This is a genomic window from Chryseobacterium sp. PvR013 (assembly GCF_017833095.1).
Taxonomy (GTDB): Bacteria; Bacteroidota; Bacteroidia; order Flavobacteriales; family Weeksellaceae; genus Chryseobacterium; species Chryseobacterium culicis_A.
This window is the reverse complement of sequence record NZ_JAFIBT010000001.1, coordinates 295,304-312,691: the sequence shown is the minus strand read 5'-3', so window position 1 is coordinate 312,691 and position 17,388 is coordinate 295,304. Positions and strand designations below refer to the sequence as shown.

Annotated in this window: 22 protein-coding genes; 2 read left to right on the top strand and 20 right to left on the bottom strand. The window is 37.9% G+C overall.

Features of this window, described 5'->3' with window-relative positions:
* Nucleotides 1-59: 59 nt before the first annotated feature.
* The 19 genes from JOE44_RS01440 to tpx form a co-directional block, all read right to left on the bottom strand.
* Nucleotides 60-893: an SDR family oxidoreductase gene (locus JOE44_RS01440; protein ID WP_209784016.1), complete on the bottom strand. Its 834-nt coding sequence runs from the start codon at nucleotides 891-893 to the stop codon at nucleotides 60-62.
* A 47-nt stretch (nucleotides 894-940) separates the two neighbouring features.
* Entirely contained in the window at nucleotides 941-1,807 is an 867-nt protein-coding gene (locus JOE44_RS01435) for a VOC family protein (RefSeq protein ID WP_209784015.1), read from the bottom strand.
* A gap of 144 nt (nucleotides 1,808-1,951) precedes the next feature.
* Nucleotides 1,952-2,191, bottom strand: a complete 240-nt coding sequence (locus JOE44_RS01430) for a hypothetical protein (RefSeq protein WP_245169677.1) — start codon at nucleotides 2,189-2,191, stop codon at nucleotides 1,952-1,954.
* A 35-nt stretch (nucleotides 2,192-2,226) separates the two neighbouring features.
* A complete protein-coding gene (locus JOE44_RS01425) occupies nucleotides 2,227-2,640 on the bottom strand; it encodes an SRPBCC family protein (RefSeq protein ID WP_209784013.1) in 414 nt (137 codons plus the stop codon).
* Nucleotides 2,641-2,718: 78 nt separating this feature from the next.
* The gene (locus JOE44_RS01420; protein ID WP_105681853.1) at nucleotides 2,719-3,150 is read right to left on the bottom strand and encodes a VOC family protein; all 432 of its coding nucleotides are present in this window, start codon (nucleotides 3,148-3,150) and stop codon (nucleotides 2,719-2,721) included.
* A 129-nt stretch (nucleotides 3,151-3,279) separates the two neighbouring features.
* A complete protein-coding gene (locus JOE44_RS01415; RefSeq protein WP_209784012.1) occupies nucleotides 3,280-4,056 on the bottom strand; it encodes an alpha/beta hydrolase in 777 nt (258 codons plus the stop codon).
* Between the two features lie 2 nt (nucleotides 4,057-4,058).
* Nucleotides 4,059-4,559, bottom strand: coding sequence for a DinB family protein (locus JOE44_RS01410; RefSeq protein ID WP_245169676.1), 501 nt, complete (start codon nucleotides 4,557-4,559; stop codon nucleotides 4,059-4,061).
* A 224-nt stretch (nucleotides 4,560-4,783) separates the two neighbouring features.
* A complete protein-coding gene (locus tag JOE44_RS01405; protein WP_209784010.1) occupies nucleotides 4,784-5,245 on the bottom strand; it encodes a hypothetical protein in 462 nt (153 codons plus the stop codon).
* Between the two features lie 29 nt (nucleotides 5,246-5,274).
* The gene (locus tag JOE44_RS01400; RefSeq protein WP_209784009.1) at nucleotides 5,275-5,685 is read right to left on the bottom strand and encodes a VOC family protein; all 411 of its coding nucleotides are present in this window, start codon (nucleotides 5,683-5,685) and stop codon (nucleotides 5,275-5,277) included.
* Between the two features lie 119 nt (nucleotides 5,686-5,804).
* The gene (locus JOE44_RS01395) at nucleotides 5,805-6,212 is read right to left on the bottom strand and encodes a VOC family protein (RefSeq protein WP_105681848.1); all 408 of its coding nucleotides are present in this window, start codon (nucleotides 6,210-6,212) and stop codon (nucleotides 5,805-5,807) included.
* A gap of 77 nt (nucleotides 6,213-6,289) precedes the next feature.
* Entirely contained in the window at nucleotides 6,290-6,880 is a 591-nt protein-coding gene (locus tag JOE44_RS01390; RefSeq protein ID WP_209784008.1) for a Crp/Fnr family transcriptional regulator, read from the bottom strand.
* 260 nt (nucleotides 6,881-7,140) lie between these two features.
* On the bottom strand, nucleotides 7,141-8,352 hold the full coding sequence (locus tag JOE44_RS01385) for a DUF763 domain-containing protein (protein ID WP_209784007.1): 1,212 nt from the start codon (nucleotides 8,350-8,352) through the stop codon (nucleotides 7,141-7,143).
* A gap of 91 nt (nucleotides 8,353-8,443) precedes the next feature.
* Nucleotides 8,444-9,574, bottom strand: coding sequence for an NAD(P)/FAD-dependent oxidoreductase (locus JOE44_RS01380; RefSeq protein WP_209784006.1), 1,131 nt, complete (start codon nucleotides 9,572-9,574; stop codon nucleotides 8,444-8,446).
* Between the two features lie 49 nt (nucleotides 9,575-9,623).
* On the bottom strand, nucleotides 9,624-10,457 hold the full coding sequence (locus JOE44_RS01375) for a helix-turn-helix domain-containing protein (protein WP_209784005.1): 834 nt from the start codon (nucleotides 10,455-10,457) through the stop codon (nucleotides 9,624-9,626).
* 35 nt (nucleotides 10,458-10,492) lie between these two features.
* Nucleotides 10,493-10,897, bottom strand: a complete 405-nt coding sequence (locus JOE44_RS01370; RefSeq protein ID WP_209784004.1) for a glyoxalase superfamily protein — start codon at nucleotides 10,895-10,897, stop codon at nucleotides 10,493-10,495.
* A 12-nt stretch (nucleotides 10,898-10,909) separates the two neighbouring features.
* Nucleotides 10,910-11,257, bottom strand: coding sequence for a VOC family protein (locus JOE44_RS01365; protein WP_209784003.1), 348 nt, complete (start codon nucleotides 11,255-11,257; stop codon nucleotides 10,910-10,912).
* A gap of 85 nt (nucleotides 11,258-11,342) precedes the next feature.
* Nucleotides 11,343-12,032, bottom strand: coding sequence for an alpha/beta hydrolase (locus tag JOE44_RS01360; protein WP_209784002.1), 690 nt, complete (start codon nucleotides 12,030-12,032; stop codon nucleotides 11,343-11,345).
* Between the two features lie 67 nt (nucleotides 12,033-12,099).
* Entirely contained in the window at nucleotides 12,100-12,675 is a 576-nt protein-coding gene (locus JOE44_RS01355; RefSeq protein WP_209784001.1) for a Crp/Fnr family transcriptional regulator, read from the bottom strand.
* An 82-nt stretch (nucleotides 12,676-12,757) separates the two neighbouring features.
* Complete coding sequence (gene tpx / locus JOE44_RS01350; RefSeq protein WP_209784000.1) at nucleotides 12,758-13,258, bottom strand: thiol peroxidase; 501 nt, start codon at nucleotides 13,256-13,258, stop codon at nucleotides 12,758-12,760.
* Between the two features lie 359 nt (nucleotides 13,259-13,617).
* Here tpx and JOE44_RS01345 point away from each other — a divergent pair, with 359 nt between their 5' ends.
* Nucleotides 13,618-15,837, top strand: a complete 2,220-nt coding sequence (locus JOE44_RS01345; RefSeq protein ID WP_209783999.1) for an NADP-dependent isocitrate dehydrogenase — start codon at nucleotides 13,618-13,620, stop codon at nucleotides 15,835-15,837.
* A gap of 322 nt (nucleotides 15,838-16,159) precedes the next feature.
* Here the strand turns inward: JOE44_RS01345 and JOE44_RS01340 are convergent, their stop codons facing one another.
* Nucleotides 16,160-16,495 carry a helix-turn-helix domain-containing protein gene (locus tag JOE44_RS01340; RefSeq protein WP_209783998.1) on the bottom strand — a complete coding sequence of 112 codons (336 nt, stop codon included), beginning with the start codon at nucleotides 16,493-16,495 and terminating at the stop codon, nucleotides 16,160-16,162.
* Between the two features lie 100 nt (nucleotides 16,496-16,595).
* Between JOE44_RS01340 and JOE44_RS01335 the strand changes: the two genes are divergently transcribed.
* Nucleotides 16,596-17,342 (top strand): SDR family oxidoreductase, encoded by a 747-nt coding sequence (locus JOE44_RS01335; protein WP_245169675.1) that lies wholly within the window; start codon nucleotides 16,596-16,598, stop codon nucleotides 17,340-17,342.
* Nucleotides 17,343-17,388 lie beyond the last annotated feature (46 nt).

The window sequence follows — 17,388 nt, the reverse complement described above, 5'->3', positions numbered from 1 at the left end:
GGTAAGAGAGTTATTTTATAGACACATCTAAGATCTAACTTCTAGCCTCTAACTTCTAATCATCCTCCGACAAAATCACCTCCGTTAATGTGAATAATTTCTCCCGTAATATAACTTGCGTCTTTGGAAGCAAGAAAAACATAGGCCGGTGCTACTTCTGATGGCTGCCCCGCTCGTTTCAGCGGAGTATCTTTTCCAAATTGGGAAAGATCATCAAAAGCTTCTTTTACAAGAGGAGTCCAAATAGGCCCCGGTGCAATTCCGTTGACCAGGATTTCCTTTTCTGCAAGGTTATCAGCCAATGAACGGATAAAAGATAGAACAGCTCCTTTTGTAGCTGCATAATCAATCAAGTGATCGCTTCCACGATACGCTGTGACAGAAGTTGTGCAAATAATCCGTCCTCCTTTTCCGATCATCGGAAGAAAATTTCTGGTGAATGAAATCATGGAAATGATATTGGTATCAAATGTTTCCTGAATCTGTTCATCAGAGATTTTCTCCAAACTGCTTTTGGAAGTATGAATCCCTGCATTATTCACAAGAATATCAACACTTTTCCATTGGGTTTTGATCCTGTCTGCACATTTTTCCCTGAAAACTTTCCGGGTAAGGTCACCTTTGATCAAAAAGCACTTCTGCCCTTCTTTTTCCACCAGTTTTTTTGTTTCTTTGGCATCGTCATCACTTTCTTTATAGATAATAGCGACATCAGCTCCTTCTATGGCAAAATGAACAGCTACGGCCTGTCCTATGCCGCTGTCTCCCCCGGAAATAACTGCTTTTTTCCCAAGCAGCTTCCGGCTTCCCCGATAATCGTTCCGGATAATTTCCGGAAAAATCCCTTCTTTAGGGACTTTTGACTTAGATTGTGATTTGTTCTGTGTCTTCATAAGCAAATCTTTTCTCTAAATAACATCAAACAATACGCCGAAAATATTTATGAATGATAAGCATCTTCCAGATCCTGGATAATAATTTTCTGCATTTTCATCATTGCCTGAACTACTTTATAAGCTTTTTCCTGATTAGAATCGTTCATTAACTGAATGAGTCTTTTAGGTACAATCTGCCAGCTCAATCCATATTTATCTTTCAGCCAGCCGCACATACTTTCTCTGCCTCCGTCTGCAGTAAAGGTATTCCAATATCTGTCGGTTTGTTCCTGGTCATCGGTCATCACAACCAATGATATTCCTTCATTAAAATCAAACGGGTGATCATAGGAATTATCCATACAGAATAAGCTGTACCCGTCAATCACAAAATGAGCATGCTGAACATTTTCTGCCGGTTCCGGAATATCATGCCCTTCACTTCCTGCCCCATAGGTTAATATGTTTCCTATGCTGGAATTTGGAAAAGTTCTGGTATAAAGCTCCATTGCTTCTTTTGCTTTCCCATTATTCTGATGGATAAACATCAGCGTAGGAACTATTTTCTGATCACTTGCTTTTTCACCCAGAAACAACTGCCATGTTACCCCATATTTATCCTGAACCCATCCGTATTTTGGGCTCCATGAGTAAGATCCCAGTTCCATTAGCGCTATACCGCCATCCAGTAACTGATCCCAGTATTTTTGAACTTCCTCTTCTGTTTCACAGATCACCATGAAAGATATGGAAGGATTTTTTTTGAATTGAGGACCTCCGTTCAGAAGCATCAATCTTTGCCCAAACACATCAATGTTCATTACCACAGGAGTATCTGCCGTAATTTCGCCTCCAAAAACTTTACAATAAAATTCGGCAGATTGCTTGGCGTCTCCATCATACCAGAGACATGGGAAAATATCTTTATTCATAATTTTACATTTTAATAAGGCGTGTATTTATATTTCTAGCTTATTCATGAAGCAACCGCAAAAGATATCTTATGTCCTTGCATTTGAACGAAGCGATTCCGTTTTATGGCAAGACATTCCAACAAGCTTTCAGTTACTTACTTATTATACTTCTTTAAAAGAGACCTGATTTTCCTGCATGTAATTCTTCAGTTTCATCATTGCATTTTTACCAAAACCATGAAGCTGCATAATTTCTTTTTCGGAATAATCTGAAAGTTTTTCCAAAGAATTTATCTTTTCTTTTTCTAAGGCTCTTCTTGCCGGTATTGCAATAACCCCGTGAAGAAATTCTTCTTCAGAGTCATAATTAAAAGTATAAATGGAATTTAAACTCTTTGACATGATAACTAGATTGATCATGGCTACAAAAAATATTGTTAATGATTCTCAACATACTTATGGAAATTGTTCAAAATAGCATACCAGCCATCTCGCTGCATTTCCACAGAATTTTGTTTTTCCGGATCGAAAATTTCAATCACTTTCGTTGTATTTTCATCTATTTTATCGAAAACAACTTCTACTTTCCTTCCATCTTCCATGTGGTATTTGATCACCTCATGAGGGATAATTTCATCATATACACCTTCAAAATCAAATCCGAAACTTTTGTCTTTAGCTTCCATTCTGTTTTTGAATTTGCCTCCTACTGTAAGGTTGTTTTCAGAACTAGGACACTGCCAGCTTTCGTGGGCGAAATTCCATTTTGTGATGTGTTTGGGTTCATTGAAATAATTCCAAACCTTTTCCACCGGTGCTAAAATTGTAATGTCTATTTTAATTGGATCCATAGTTCTAATTTTTTTATGTTTGAATAAAGAGCTGCCCAAAAATGAGCACCTCTTTATTATTATTAGTTAAATATAAGATTATTTTGCATATTCTTCATTATAGTTCACCATCCAATGAACACCATACTTATCCTGAAAGCAACCGAAATAATCTCCCCAAAACTGGTCTTCAATCGGCATTTCTACATTTCCACCGTCAGAAAGCTCTTTAAAGATTCTGTCTGCTTCATTTCTGGAGTCCGGGAAAACAGATACATAATTATTATTTCCTACGGTAAGAGTCTGTCCAAATCCGGGTACAATATCCGATGCCATTAACAGGTCACCTCCGATAGGCAAAGCAATATGCATAACTCTGTTTTTTTCTTCTTCAGAAAGGTTTTCAGTACCGGGAGCATTTCCCATTTTATGAATTCCTCCGACGAATTCACCACCGAAAACAGTTTTGTAAAAATTGAACGCTTCTTCAGCTGTTCCATCAAAATTTAGATACGGATTTAATTTAGCCATGATTTTTAATTTTAAAGTTATTATTATAAAATATAGGTTCTACTGCTGGTTCATTAAGAATTAATTAAGTTAATATGAATCGTCAAGAAGGTTTCCATTCCCGGAATTCAGCTTGCTATTCTTAAAGTCTTAATGGTTTAAAAATTTTTCTACTTCGTTGACGGTAAAGTCTATTAAGTTTGTATCAATACTTCCGTCAAAGTATGGCATCATATAAATACCATGAGTAGCGGGAAGTATTATAAGCCGGGAATCTTTCACCAGACGCCACATTGCTGCGGTATGTTCCGGTTTCATGACATCCTGGTCCCCACTGATGAACAATGTGGGCGATTGTATGGAAGTCAGTACTTCATCATCCCAGTCTTCAAAAGTCTGCATCCTTTTGCAGTCTTTCTCAAAAAGGTTTTCCAGTTTTGAAAAATCCGGATTGAGATTTAAAAAATTGATTTTAAAAGGTTCCGGCATTGATTCAAAAGTGGCGTCCTGCATTCCTTCAAAAAAGCCGTCTATCATTCCGTTTCTTTTATAAAATGCTGAGGCAACGACCAGTTTTTCTACAATTCCGGGATGGCGGTGGCCAATTTGCATTACGGTACTTCCTCCATTGCTGAATCCCCAAAAGGAAGCTTTTCTTATGTTTAATTCTGCTAAAAGTCCGGCAACATCATCAGCATCCTGTTCAAATGTTTCAGGAATATCACGGTGTTCGCTACGTCCGTGGTTTTGCAGATCGATCCCTATGAGTTGGAATTTGTCTTCCAGCCTGGCTATGACTTCTTTAAAATCATACAGAATGGAAGAACCTCCGCCATGAATCAAAACCAAAGGTTTTCCTGATCCGTAGATTTCGTAATACAGCTGGATTCCATTGACTTTTTTATAGCCTTTTTCTACTGGAGTCATTGTTAATAGGTAAGTTTTTCGTCTACATCATACTTCATTCCCGGGTAGTTCAAAATTCTACGCATCAGGCCAATCTGCCCGCATAAATAGTCTTCACGGCCGATACACATTCCGGCAAAATTGAGTTTTGTTTCTTTGATGAAGGGGATATTCATTCCTATTTCAAATATCTCATCCAGTTCTTCATCTGTTACTTCATGAAGTTTTTGGTATACTTTAGCGGAAATTTTATGAAAGTTTTCCTTCAGTTCAGTTAAAGTGGGATACTTAAAACTTTCATCCAAAGCTTTTCCCTGAAAAAACAAGTCGCTGTAAGGATCTTCTTCCTGTATTCCAAGCACCCAGCCTAAGCCGTAGCGCATGTTGACAAAGTTTCCTGCCATCCATACAATGTGATTGGTTTTATTTTCAATTCTTTTCAATGCATCTTCTTCCGAAATGCCGTCCAAAACATTCATAAAGCTTTGGGAATGCATTCTGTAAGCCGGAATAATGACTTCCATTTTTTTTGATTTTGGTGTGTCCATTTTAATTAGAGATTAGAAGTTAGAAATTAGAGGTTAGAATTTTGGAGAAACGCAAAGGCGCAAAGTGTTTTACCTACTGTATGTTTTAAGGCGCGAGAATTTTATCTTCGATAAAATTGTACTCTTCTAAAAATGTAATACTAATATGTCAGCGATGTACTTGTCATTGCGAGCCAAGCAAGGAATCTAAAAATAGCATGCTATTTTATTGCTCCAGGTTTTCCTAAAATTCTGCGGAGATAGCCCAGCTGCCCGCTGTGGTAAATTTCATGAAGGCTTAAAGTGGATATATCTTTAACTGTTTCGGGCTGAAAACTTTCAATAGTGTTGAGTTTTGCTTCCAGTTTGTCCTGAGATTGTTTCAAATAGGATTGCAAATCTTCAAAGCTTACCAGTTTATCTTTTCGGTTCAAGGCAATTTCACCTCTGTTATAGAAGGAAAATTTTTCGCTGTCCCAGACAGATTCTTCTCCTAAAATATTCAGTAAGGGATTTCTGATGTAGATTAAATGTCCCAGAACCCAGTTCATACAGTTGGCTTCACCATTCGGAAAAATCATAGACTCTTCGTGGGAGATGCCGTCAATATTCATAGTAATCACATAATAGTTGCTGGCTACCTGATTTTTTATGATTTCTATATCGTTTGATTGTGTTTCCATGTGATTGGTATTTAAAGAACAATAAAGAATTATTCTGTAGGAATTTGAGAGGCATCTCCATGCATCACTTCCCACTGATGGCCGTTGATATCTGCAAAACTGCTCTGATACATCCATCCGTAATCCACTGGTTCACTATATTTTGAACCTCCGTTTTCGATAGCTGTTTTTACCATATCATCTACCTCATCACGGCTGCTGACTCCAATAGCCAAAAGCACCTGCGTTGTATCTCCTTTCGCAAAAGGTCTGTTAGTATAGGTTTGGAAAAACTCTTCTTTAAGAAACATCGTATAGATATGATTTTCTTTCATTGCAACACATATTGCTTTATCATCTGAAAACTGTTCATTGATAGAAAAGCCAAGCTTTGTCCAGAATTCTCTGGTTTTTTGAACGTCTTTTACGGGTAAATTGACGTAAATATCGGTAATGTTCATTTTGTAAATTTTAGTGGTGAATTGTACTCAAAATTACCAAGGTCTGATAAGAATGAGCTTGCCATAAGACAAGATTTATTTGTTAAACTTCAGAAAAGTCTTGTTATCTGAAATGAAAACTATTCTGTTGGCATTTGCGATAGATCTGCAAAAGTAATATTCCAGCCATGTCCGTCCAGATCCCAGAAAGAATTCTGATACATCCATCCGTAATCCTGAGGTTCTTCATGCTGCCACGCCCCATTTTCTACCGCAGTGTTTACTATTTTATCTACTTCTTCACGGCTGTTGAGTCCTACCGCAACAAGAACCTGACTGGTATTCTCTTTTGCCACAGGCTTATTGGTGAAGGTCATAAAATAATCTTCCTGCAAAAACATTGCATAGATGGTATCATTCAAAACAACGCAGGCTGCTTTATCATCTGAAAACTGTTCATTAATCGGGAAACCTACCCTGGTCCAGAAATCTTTTGTTTTCTGTACATCTTTTACCGGAAGGTTTACATAAATTTGATTGACTTTCATTTTTTGTAATTTTAGTGTTAAACTGTTATCCAAAATTACCAAGGTGCAATGAAAATCAACTTGTCATAAGGCAAGATTTAAATTTTCTTAGGATGGGAAACGATTTCTTTACGGATTCGGCTCAAAGAAGTGTCCGTAACTCCCAGATAGGAAGCAATCTGTTTCAAGGGTGCAAATTGTATTACTTTAGGTTTCTGCTCCAGCAGATTAAGATATCTTTTGGTGGCTGAAAGGGTAAACATTTCTACCGACCTTTGTTTATAGGCAAACAGTTCCTGAGACATCCATGATCTTCCCCATTCTCTGAGATTCGGGATTTTATGGAATAGCTCCTGAAAAGTATCATAATCCAGCCTCCAGCATTCGCAATCTGTAATACAAACGATATTTTCCTGAGAAGGTATTCTCTGAAACATTGATAAAACTTCAATAATCACTTCATTCTCCGTGAAAAAATGAGTGGTTACTTCATTCCCATTGAAATCATTCACATACGAGCGTGCCAGCCCACTTTCCAGAATATAGTATTCATTGGCTGTTTTACCTTCTTCAAGAATGAAATCACCTTTTTGGAAGGATCTTTTTTCGTGAGCCTGAAATATCTCTTCAAGTTCTTCCTTGAAAAAAAATGGAAAGTCATAGCAGATTTCTAAGGCTTTACTGGTCATTGGTGTCAATTTTTTTAAGACTTTAAAAATAAAATTTTTAATTGAATTAAGAGCAAAAAAACATTAAACAGTGAATTGAATACTTTCACAGACAATCAGATACCCTATTGAAATAAAGGAATTTTAAACTTATTATTTTTTTAAACAGTTATTTAAAACCACCCTGTCAAAAATTCTTTGAATTTTCGCCACCCCTCCAAAGAATAGGAATGACTATTTGTTGATGATTGTGATCTTAGACTTTTAAAGGAAAAGAAATTTTAAAACAGAGAAAGCTGTATAGGTTTTGGAGGGCTGGGTTTCTGGGCATCTCCAAATACAGTTTTCCCACCAAAACGCCAGGAGTTTTGTCTTTCTTCTTCAATGACCTGCTGAATATCAAAATCCGGAGTGAAATCTTTTTCTGCTTCGGTTATGATCTGATGAAGTTTATTTAAAGAGCTTAATTTATCAGAATTTCCCAGTTTGGACTTTTCTATTCCTTTTCTGAGAATGCTGATACTTTCATCGTAGGTATTGATGGGAACAGGGAAAGGATGTCCGTCTTTACCTCCATGAGCAAAGGAAAACCTTGCAGGATCTGCAAATCTTGAGGGTGCTCCATGAATCACTTCACTTACCAAAGCCAAGGACTGCATGGTTCTGGGGCCTACTCCTTCCAGCATCAGCAAATCTTCAAAATTCTGAGGCTGCTGTTCCCGGGTTACATACAGAAGTGCTCCCAGACGTTTTAAATCTACATCTGAAGCCTGAACATCATGGTGGGCAGGAAGAATCAGTCTGGCAAAATCTTTCATCACTTCTGCTGAATCGGTATGGGAAATATCTAAAATTCCTTTTCTGTTTTCTGAAGCTTCGGTATCCGTAAGATTCAGAATTTTCCCTCTTGAAATTCCATTAATTCCTGTGTGAGGTTTTTCTACAAATGATGTGATATTTTCAGAATGCCAGTGATAGCGTCTTGCTGTTCCGTCCGACTCATGCATTCCCTGCTGAATGACACTCCAGTTTCCGTTATCTGACAGAATAAAATTGTGCAGGTATAGTTGATAGCCATCCTGAATAGCCGTATTATCCACTTTTGCGGAAAGCTTGCTGGCTCTTACCAGCTCTGTTCCGTTGAGTCCTGTTTTATCGGCAATTCTGATCAGTTCTGACGGAGTTTCACGGGAAAACTTCCCTTTTCCGCCACAGATATAAAGTCCCAACGATTGTGAATTCGGATTAATGGAACGTTTCAATGCTCCCATAACGGAAGTGGTAATTCCTGAAGAATGCCAGTCCATTCCCATTACCGCTCCAAAGCTCTGAAACCAAAACGGATCTGCCAATCTGCGTAATACCTCATCTTTACCGTAATCCATGAGAATTACTTCGATAATAGAAAGTCCCAGAACAGACATACGCTCATACAGCCATGGTGGTACTTTGCCATAGTGAAGAGGTAAATCTGCTGTTCCTGAACGTTTCATTCTATTATTCTATTATTAAAATGTAAAGGTAAGTTTTATTCATCTTACTATTTAATGATCCGGATCATTAATTGTGCTATTGAATCAGCAACTAGTGGATAAGGCTTGTAAAAGAGAAATTGATATCGCGCATCTCCAACTCATTTTTACCTGATTCCAGCTGTGCTTCTCCGGCATAGATCAACATTTTTTGTTCGTAAGCTTCAATGGCTTCGGATATAGTTTGATAGGCTCCTTCCGTTAAATTCTCCGATAAAATTAAAGCATCCATCAGTCCGCTGTTCACTCCCTGTCCTGCAAAAGGAGGCATGAGATGAGCGGCATCCCCAATCAATGTTACAGGTAAAGGGCGATTATTTTTCCAGGGTTTATCTAATGGAATTTTCCTTGTCGGCAATCCTACAAAAAAGGAAGTTGAGTTAAATAACTGCTGATAAAGCCCTTTCCATGAAGACAGTCTTTCAGAAAGAAACTGACGGACCTGTTCTGTATTTTTAAAATCCAAATTACAGCCATCTTTCCATTCCTCAGGCTTTTTGAATATGACTCCATACGTCAAAGCTCCGTTATTAAATGGATTAGCCACCAATAAATTCCCTTCAAACGCAGCCATTGGTCTTTTCTCATCACACCATTTAAAAAATTCAGGGCATGACTTCTCGGGCTGAGGAATATCTCCCTGAATAATAAACGTTCCTGTTTCTTCCACTTCAGCATCTGTCACGTATTTTCTTACTTTGGACATTCCACCATTGGCACCAATAACAAGATCTGCAGCCACATCAGGTCTATCTTTAAAATGAAGCAGCCATTTTCCGTCATGTTCTTCCATTCCGGTAAAGTTCATATCCCAGATTACGGTATGATCTGCCAGACTTTCCAGTAAGATTTCTCTTAAATGATTTCTGTTGATTTCCGGGTTGTCATATTGATTTTCTGGGGTAATTTCCTTTGTAAAGAGTATGTTGCCCTGCTCATCAGCAATGTTGATTCCCATAGGCAAGGCAATCTCGTAATATTTATCCAACAATCCCGCCTTTTCCATCGCTTTCTGCCCTGAGTCCTGATGAAGATCCAATGTACCGCCCCAGACTCTCGCCTGTGCATTCACATCTCTTTCATAAACATTGACTTCAACGCCTTTTTGCTGTAATAAGACTGCCATGGTTAAACCCACAGGGCCAGCGCCAATGATGGCTACTTTTTTATGATTCAGTACCATAATTTTGTGATGTATTTATTATGCCACAAAATTCAGGAATGCAGTTGTATCATGCTTGTACAAATGCGACAAAATCATTGTTTATCGCCTGCATTCTTTTTCTTGCTTCTCTTGCAAAAGCTGCGGGTGTAGAACCGCTGTATCGTTTAAATTCTCTGCTTAAGTGAGATTGATCGGTATATCCGAATTCCTGTGCGAGTGCTGCAATAGAAGTCTCAGGAGCATGCCATAAACGGTTTCTTATCTGTTCAAAACGCATAATTCCGGATACATCTTTTACCGTGTGTCCCGAAGACTGCTTGAATTTTCTTTCTAATGTCCGAACTGTTGTATGGGCAGAATCAGCAACCTGGTTTACTGGAATAGCTCCGTAATTTTTTCTCATAGCCGCACCGGCTTTGAAAAGCAGACTGTCTATCGTAATCTGTGAGTGTAATTTCAGAAAATATTGTTCCACCTGAAAGATAGCATTCTCTATTTTTCCCTGAGTAATAAGATCATTCAAGGCAGATTGAAGCTGTGCAACGGGATTTTCAAACTTATGAACTCCGTTTTCTGTTTTTTCGGATGAAAGTCCCAATAAATCAAAAACTGCCCATGGAAAACACCTGATTCCGATGATTTCCAGTTGATTTTGAGCATAAAAAAGAGCTGGCTGGTTGAGTAACCCCATGATAAACGGAGAAGGTAAAGCCTGTAAAATTCCCTGATGAGAAATACTGCATCCGTTGCCAAAGTGAAAGATAATTTCGGTATAACCATCCGGCAGTACTGTAAATTCCGACAGTTCTTCTCCATAATCTCTTCTGTTATACCAAAAGCATTTTATGGTATCCCGAAGTTCTTCCGGGACTTCAAATTCCTGATGTATATTTGAAAACATAATTTACTAAAATCAGTTATGTTATTTGAGCGAAATCAATCATTAGAATACAATTGCAGGTCTTTGTGTTTTGCCTCATCATATTCTTCTTCGAAAGTGATTGTATTCCCAAAAGGATCAATTACCGTAAAGGATACAGCTCCATAAAACGTTTTTTCAAGTCCCGGGCGGTTGTATTTATATTTTTTTTCAATCAGTTCCTTATGATATTCAGGAACGCCTTCACCCCAGATCGACACCTTTGTTCCAGGTGTTCCATCACCATGATGTTCACTTAAATGGAAAATGATATTCTCTTTTTTCACTTCCATATAAACGGGTGTATTTTCTTCGAAATAATGTTCCCATACAATCTCAAATCCCAGCCAGTCTACATAAAACTCTTTTGTTTTCTGATAATCGAAAATTCTTAGTACAGGAATAATCTTTTCTGCTTTCATTAGGAAAAATATTTATTGGTGAGACAGTATATTAATCAGTTTTTCAAATGGATCTTTAACAAAAAAACGGCGAACGCCCCATTCCTCATTGGTCAACTCATAAGCGATTTCAAAACCAGCATCTTTCATTTTACCATAGATTTCATCTACGTTATCCACTTCAATGGAGAAATCAGGAACTTCTGTATTGTTTCCTCCCTGTCCGGCAAAGCTGATCTGAACTTTTGCCTCTTCGTTATTTCCCAATGTTTTGATCCATCCATGATCCATCAAAACATCCAGTTCCAGAATATCCTGATAAAACCGATTGGCTCTGGAAAGATCATTTGTTTTGATATTGGCTACGATTCTTTTTACCATTTTGACTTATTTTTCATTAAAAAAAGCCTTGTGAAATTACATAAAATTTCACAAGGCTTTATAAATTATTGTAGTATATATTCTGTTAAATTGAAGAAGCTGCGTCTAAAATCAGCTGAGTAACTTCTTCGGGATGCGAAGCCAATGAAGCATGTCCTGCATCCAAAGAGATTATTTTCTTAGGCTCAAGACGTTCTGCCATTTCTTTTTCTGTTTCTGCAGGGATCATACGGTCCTGCAGTGAAATTTGATACCAACTTGGACGTATCTTCCATGCAGGTTCACCCGCTACATCACCGAAACATTGTCCGTGAATAGGTTTTTGTGATAATGACATTACCAATGCTTTTTCATCATCTAAATCCTGGCAGAAAGCAGATTTAAATTCGTCGTATTTAATCCATAAAAAACCTTTACTGTCAGGATAAATACTTGCGCCACCCGGCGACTCTCTTCTCCCTAAAAGAGACCCAAGACTATCTCCCGCATCCGGTGCAAAAGCAGCAATATAAACCAGCCCTGCTACTTTATCATGATGTCCCGCTCCTGAAATAACAGCACCTCCATAAGAATGTCCTACTAAAAGCACTTTCCCTTCCTGGGCATCAATAAGGTCTTTGGTCTTATTAATATCGTCCTGAAGCGAAGTTAATGGGTTCTGGACACTTCTTACTTTATACCCAGCTTTTGTCAGTGAAGGGATAACGTATTGCCAGTGTGAACCGTCTCCCCATGCTCCGTGTACCAAAATAATGGTCAAATCTTTTTGTTCCATAATGATTGTGTTAAAATTTGATGACGATAAAGCTACGGTATAAAACATGAGTGGACGTTACCTTAAGTTAATTAACAATCCGGCTTCTTATACGGCTGAGTGACTGTTCTGTTACACCAAGATAACTGGCAATATGTTTCTGGGCTATTTTCTGAAAGAGTGCAGGCTGTTTTTTGACCAGATTAAGGTATCTGTTTTCGGGGGAAAAGCACAACAGATCATCAATCCGTTTCTTGGCATCCAGATAGATCTTTTCACTCATCATTCTCCCGAATTGCTGCCAGTACGCTTCTTTTTTATATAAATCCTGCAGACTATCTTTACTCAGCAGTAAAATTTCACAGTTTTCCAGCGCCTGAATATTCATATTAGATACAGTATCGCAGAGAATACTTTCATAATCCGTAAAAAATTCATTCTCAAAATAGAATCCGAAATTGATTTCGCGTCCCTGATCATTGATATAGAAACTTCTGATGGTTCCTTTTTTTATAAAACCCAGGTACTTGCATTTTTCCCCTTGTTTCAGAAAAAAATCAGATTTTAAAAGTTTTGTATCGTGAAGCAAAGCGTAGAATTCTTCAAAGTGATCTGAATCTACCTGAAAAAGGTCTCCATATTTCTTATAATTATTAGACGTCATTTGGTGTTTATTTGATTAGGTTTTATATTCAAAAAAAGCCTTGCAAAATTATTCACAAGGCTTTTCTACAAAAATTATTTTATTATTTTAATGCTGCAAGAGCGGCATCGTAATTAGGCTCGTTTGCTATTTCAGGAACCTGCTCAGTATAAATTACTTTGTTGTTTTCGTCTGTAACGATCACGGCACGGCTCAATAGACCTTTCATAGGAGAATCTGCGATTGTCACTTCGTAATCGTCTCCAAAGCTGCTTCTGAAATCTGAAAGTGTTTCCACATTATTCAAGCCTTCAGCGGCACAGAATCTTCCTAAAGCGAACGGAAGGTCTTTTGAAACATTGATAATGACTGTATTGTCAAGTTTTGAAGCCTCTTCATTAAATTTTCTGGAAGAAGCAGCACAAGTAGGCGTATCAATACTTGGGAAGATATTGAATACTTTTTTCTTTCCTGCAAAAGTTTCAAGCGTTTTTACCGCTAATCCTGAGTCCACCAGAGCAAAATCTTTTACAGTGGTTCCTACAGATGGTAATGTTCCTATTGTGTGTACTTCGTTTCCTTTTAAAGTGATTGTCGTTGACATAATATTTATTTTTTTAGTTTTTCAAATTTAATCAAAAAAGAAATTTCCCCCGTTTTATTATGGTTAAATTAATCTTAAAGTGAAAATAAAACTCATTCGTCTGATCCTCAGTTTTCAAATAGAATTACTTATATGCCGATACTCTTAAAAAAACTAAGCTTGAGACGGCAAAAGTTCAATCGTTTAAAGTCTACCATTATTTTTAGAATTAATGACAGCACATCCGGAAGCAATACAATGAGACAGATATAAAATTAAAGACAGAAAGGCCTCTTTTTTTTATGGAAATATCCCAAATAAAACAATGATATTTACTAAATTTGTGGGACTTAAAATTTCAAATAAAAAATAACAGTATAATGTCAGAAAAATCAAAAATCTATTACACACTTACTGATGAAGCTCCAATGCTGGCTACTCACTCGTTTTTACCAATTGTAAAAGCTTTCACAAAATCAGCAAATATCGAAATCGCAGTTCCGGATATTTCTTTGGCAGGAAGAATTTTAGCCAACTTCCCTGAATTTTTAAAAGACGAACAGAAAATTGGTGATGCGTTGGCAGAACTAGGAGAATTGGCAACACAACCTGATGCTAATATCATTAAGTTACCTAACATTTCGGCTTCTGTACCTCAACTGGATGCAGCAATTGCTGAACTACAAGGGAAAGGTTTTGCCGTTCCAAATTATCCTGCAGAGCCTAAAAATGATGAAGAAAAAGCCATCAAAGCTAAATATGCTAAAGTATTAGGAAGTGCTGTAAACCCTGTATTAAGAGAAGGAAACTCTGACAGACGTGCTCCAAAAGCTGTTAAAAACTATGCAAAAGCAAACCCTCACAGAATGGGCGACTGGGCATCTGACAGCAAAACTGACGTAGCTCACATGAATAATGGTGATTTCTACGGTACAGAAACTTCTACAACATTAGAAAACGCTACAAAATACAGAATCGTATTCAAAGGAAATGATGGTTCTGAATCTGTATTAAAAGATTTCGCAGGTCTTCAGGCTGGTGAAGTAATTGATTCTTCTGTAATGAACTTAAATGCATTAAGAGTATTTGTTCAGGAGGCAATTGAGGAGGCTAAGAAAAGAAATGTACTTCTTTCTGCTCACCTTAAAGCGACAATGATGAAAATCTCTGACCCAATCATTTTCGGGGCTATCGTTGAGACTTTCTTCAAAGAAGTATTTACTAAATATGCTGAGACTTTCAAGTCTTTAGATATCAATCCAAACAACGGTCTTGCTGATCTTTTTGATAAAATCAAAGGAAATGCTCAGGAAGCTGACATCAAAGCTGATATTGAAAAAGCTTTAGCTGAAGGACCTAGAGTGGCAATGGTAAATTCTGACAAAGGAATTACTAACTTCCACGTACCTTCTGATATTATCGTTGACGCATCTATGGCTGCTCTTGTAAGAGGCGGAGGTAAAATGTGGAACAAAGAAGGAAATGAGGAAGATACCGTTTGTATCATTCCAGACCGTTCTTATGCAGGTTTCTACCAGTCTGTAATTGATGATATGAAAGCGCACGGAAAATTAGACCCTACAACAATGGGATCTGTTCCAAACGTAGGTTTAATGGCTCAGAAAGCTGAAGAATATGGTTCTCACGATAAAACTTTCCAGTTAGCAGCTGACGGAACTGTAGAAGTTCAGGATGAAGCTGGAAACGTTCTTCTTTCTCAGAAAGTAGAAAAAGATGATATCTTCAGAATGTGCCAGACTAAAGATGCTCCTATCCAGGACTGGGTAAAACTAGCGGTAAACAGATCAAGATTATCTGATACTCCGGCTATCTTCTGGTTAGACAAAGGAAGAGCTCACGACAGAGAGATCATCAAAAAGGTAGAAAAATATCTTGCTGATCATGATACAGCAGGTCTTGACATCAGAATCCTTGATGTAAAAGATGCTATGACTGAAACATTGAAGAGAGCAAGAGAAGGTAAAGACACCATCTCTGTTTCAGGAAACGTATTGAGAGATTACTTAACAGACCTTTTCCCAATTCTTGAGCTTGGTACTTCTGCAAAAATGCTTTCTATCGTTCCATTAATGAATGGTGGTGGTTTATTTGAAACTGGTGCCGGAGGTTCTGCTCCAAAACACGTTGAGCAATTCCTGGAAGAAGGATACCTAAGATGGGATTCTCTAGGTGAATTCTTAGCACTTCAGGCTTCTTTAGAGCACTTGGCACAGACTCAGGGGAATACAAAATCTCAGGTTTTAGCTGATGCATTGGATGAGGCTAACGCTAAGTTCTTGGCAACAGATAAATCTCCTGCGAGAAAAGTAGGCCAGATTGACAACAGAGGTTCTCACTTCTATTTGGCAATGTATTGGGCTGAAGCACTGGCTAACCAGACAGCTGATGCTGAATTAGCGGCTCAGTTTGCTCCGGTTGCACAGGCAATGCAGGAAAACGAAGAAGTAATCAATGCTGAATTAATTGGTGCTCAGGGTAAACCTCAGAATATTGAAGGATACTACAAAACTGATACGTATAAAACGTATGCAGCTATGAGACCTAGCACAGTTTTAAATGAAATCATTGACGGAATCTAATTTTCGTTCTGATATACCATTAAAAGCTCCTTTTTAAAGGGGCTTTTTTTGTGGATATAAATTCCGCGTTAAAACCACCCCGTCAAAAATTCTTTGAATTTTTGACACCCCTCCGAAGGAGGGGAATATTGAGCACATACTTACTCATCAAAGGCCAGCGCGTCCCTAATCCCTAATCCCTAATCCCTAATCCCTAATCCCTAATCCCTAATCCCTAATCCCTAATCCCTAATCCCTAATCCCTAATCCCTAATCCCTAATCCCTAATCCCTAATCCCTAATCCCTAATCCCTAATCCCTACAACCTGCTACCTAACATCTGCTACCTATCCTCCACAATCACTCTTCTATGCTCTCTCCCCCAGTTGATCATTTCCTGAATGATATTTCCGAAGGTACGGCAATATTCTGTGGGTTCATATTCTATCAGAACAGGTGTTTCCGGGTAAACGGTGCGTTTTACCAGCTTATTCAGTTCCATATCTTTCAGTTCTTTTGAAAGCATTCTGGTGGTAATTCCGGGAATACTGCGTTCAATTTCCCTGAACCGTCTGTTTCCGTTACAAAGTGAATTGATCACAGGAATTCGCCATTTCCCTCCGATAAAATAAAGGGTATCCTGTAAGGCTCTAAGTTCTTCGTTTTGATCTCTTTCCATAGTTGCAAAGTTAAGTGATATCACCAATGATACTGATATACTCTGTGATACTGATTACAAAAGTATACCATTTTGAAATAACTTTGTCAAAAATTTTACAATGAAAAAATTCAGTAATAAAGTAGCTCTTGTAACAGGAGGAAACAGCGGAATCGGATTCGCTGCAGCAAAAGAACTTATTTCAGAAGGAGCAACGGTTCTCATCACCGGAAGACGAAAGGAAGCTGTAGAAAAAGCGGCTCAGGAACTTGGAGCAATCCCTTTCATCGCAGATCAGGCAGAACTTAATGATATTGATCTTTTAAAAGAAGAAGTAGAGAAACAGTTTGGCAAAATAGATATTCTGTTCATCAACGCAGGCATTACCGGAAGTCTGACTCCTATTGAAAACATGGATGTCGAAAATTTTGATCAGGTAATGAATATTAATTTCAGAGGCGCTTATTTTACGTTAAGCAAATTCATTCCTTTATTGAATGAAGGTGCTTCTGTCATATTCTTATCATCTATTGTGGCTTCTACTTATAAACCCAACAGTTCAGCGTATCAGGCAAGCAAAGCCGCATTGAATTCGATTGCAAAAACGGCAGCAGCAGAATTAGCACCGAGAAAAATCAGAGTGAATATGATAAGCCCCGGTCCTATAAAAACCGAGATCATGAGCAAAGCTGGTCTTGATGAAGAAACGTTAAAAAATATTCAAAATCATCTCGTTGATCAGATTCCATTGAAGAAAATGGGAGCAGTTGAAGAAGTTGCCAAGCTGGTTACCTATTTGTCAGATGATCAGATTTCAAGTTATGTCACCGGAACCGAAATTGTGATAGACGGCGGTATTACTTTATAAATAACAGATTTAATCAAATCCCGGTAATACAATGACCGGGATTTTT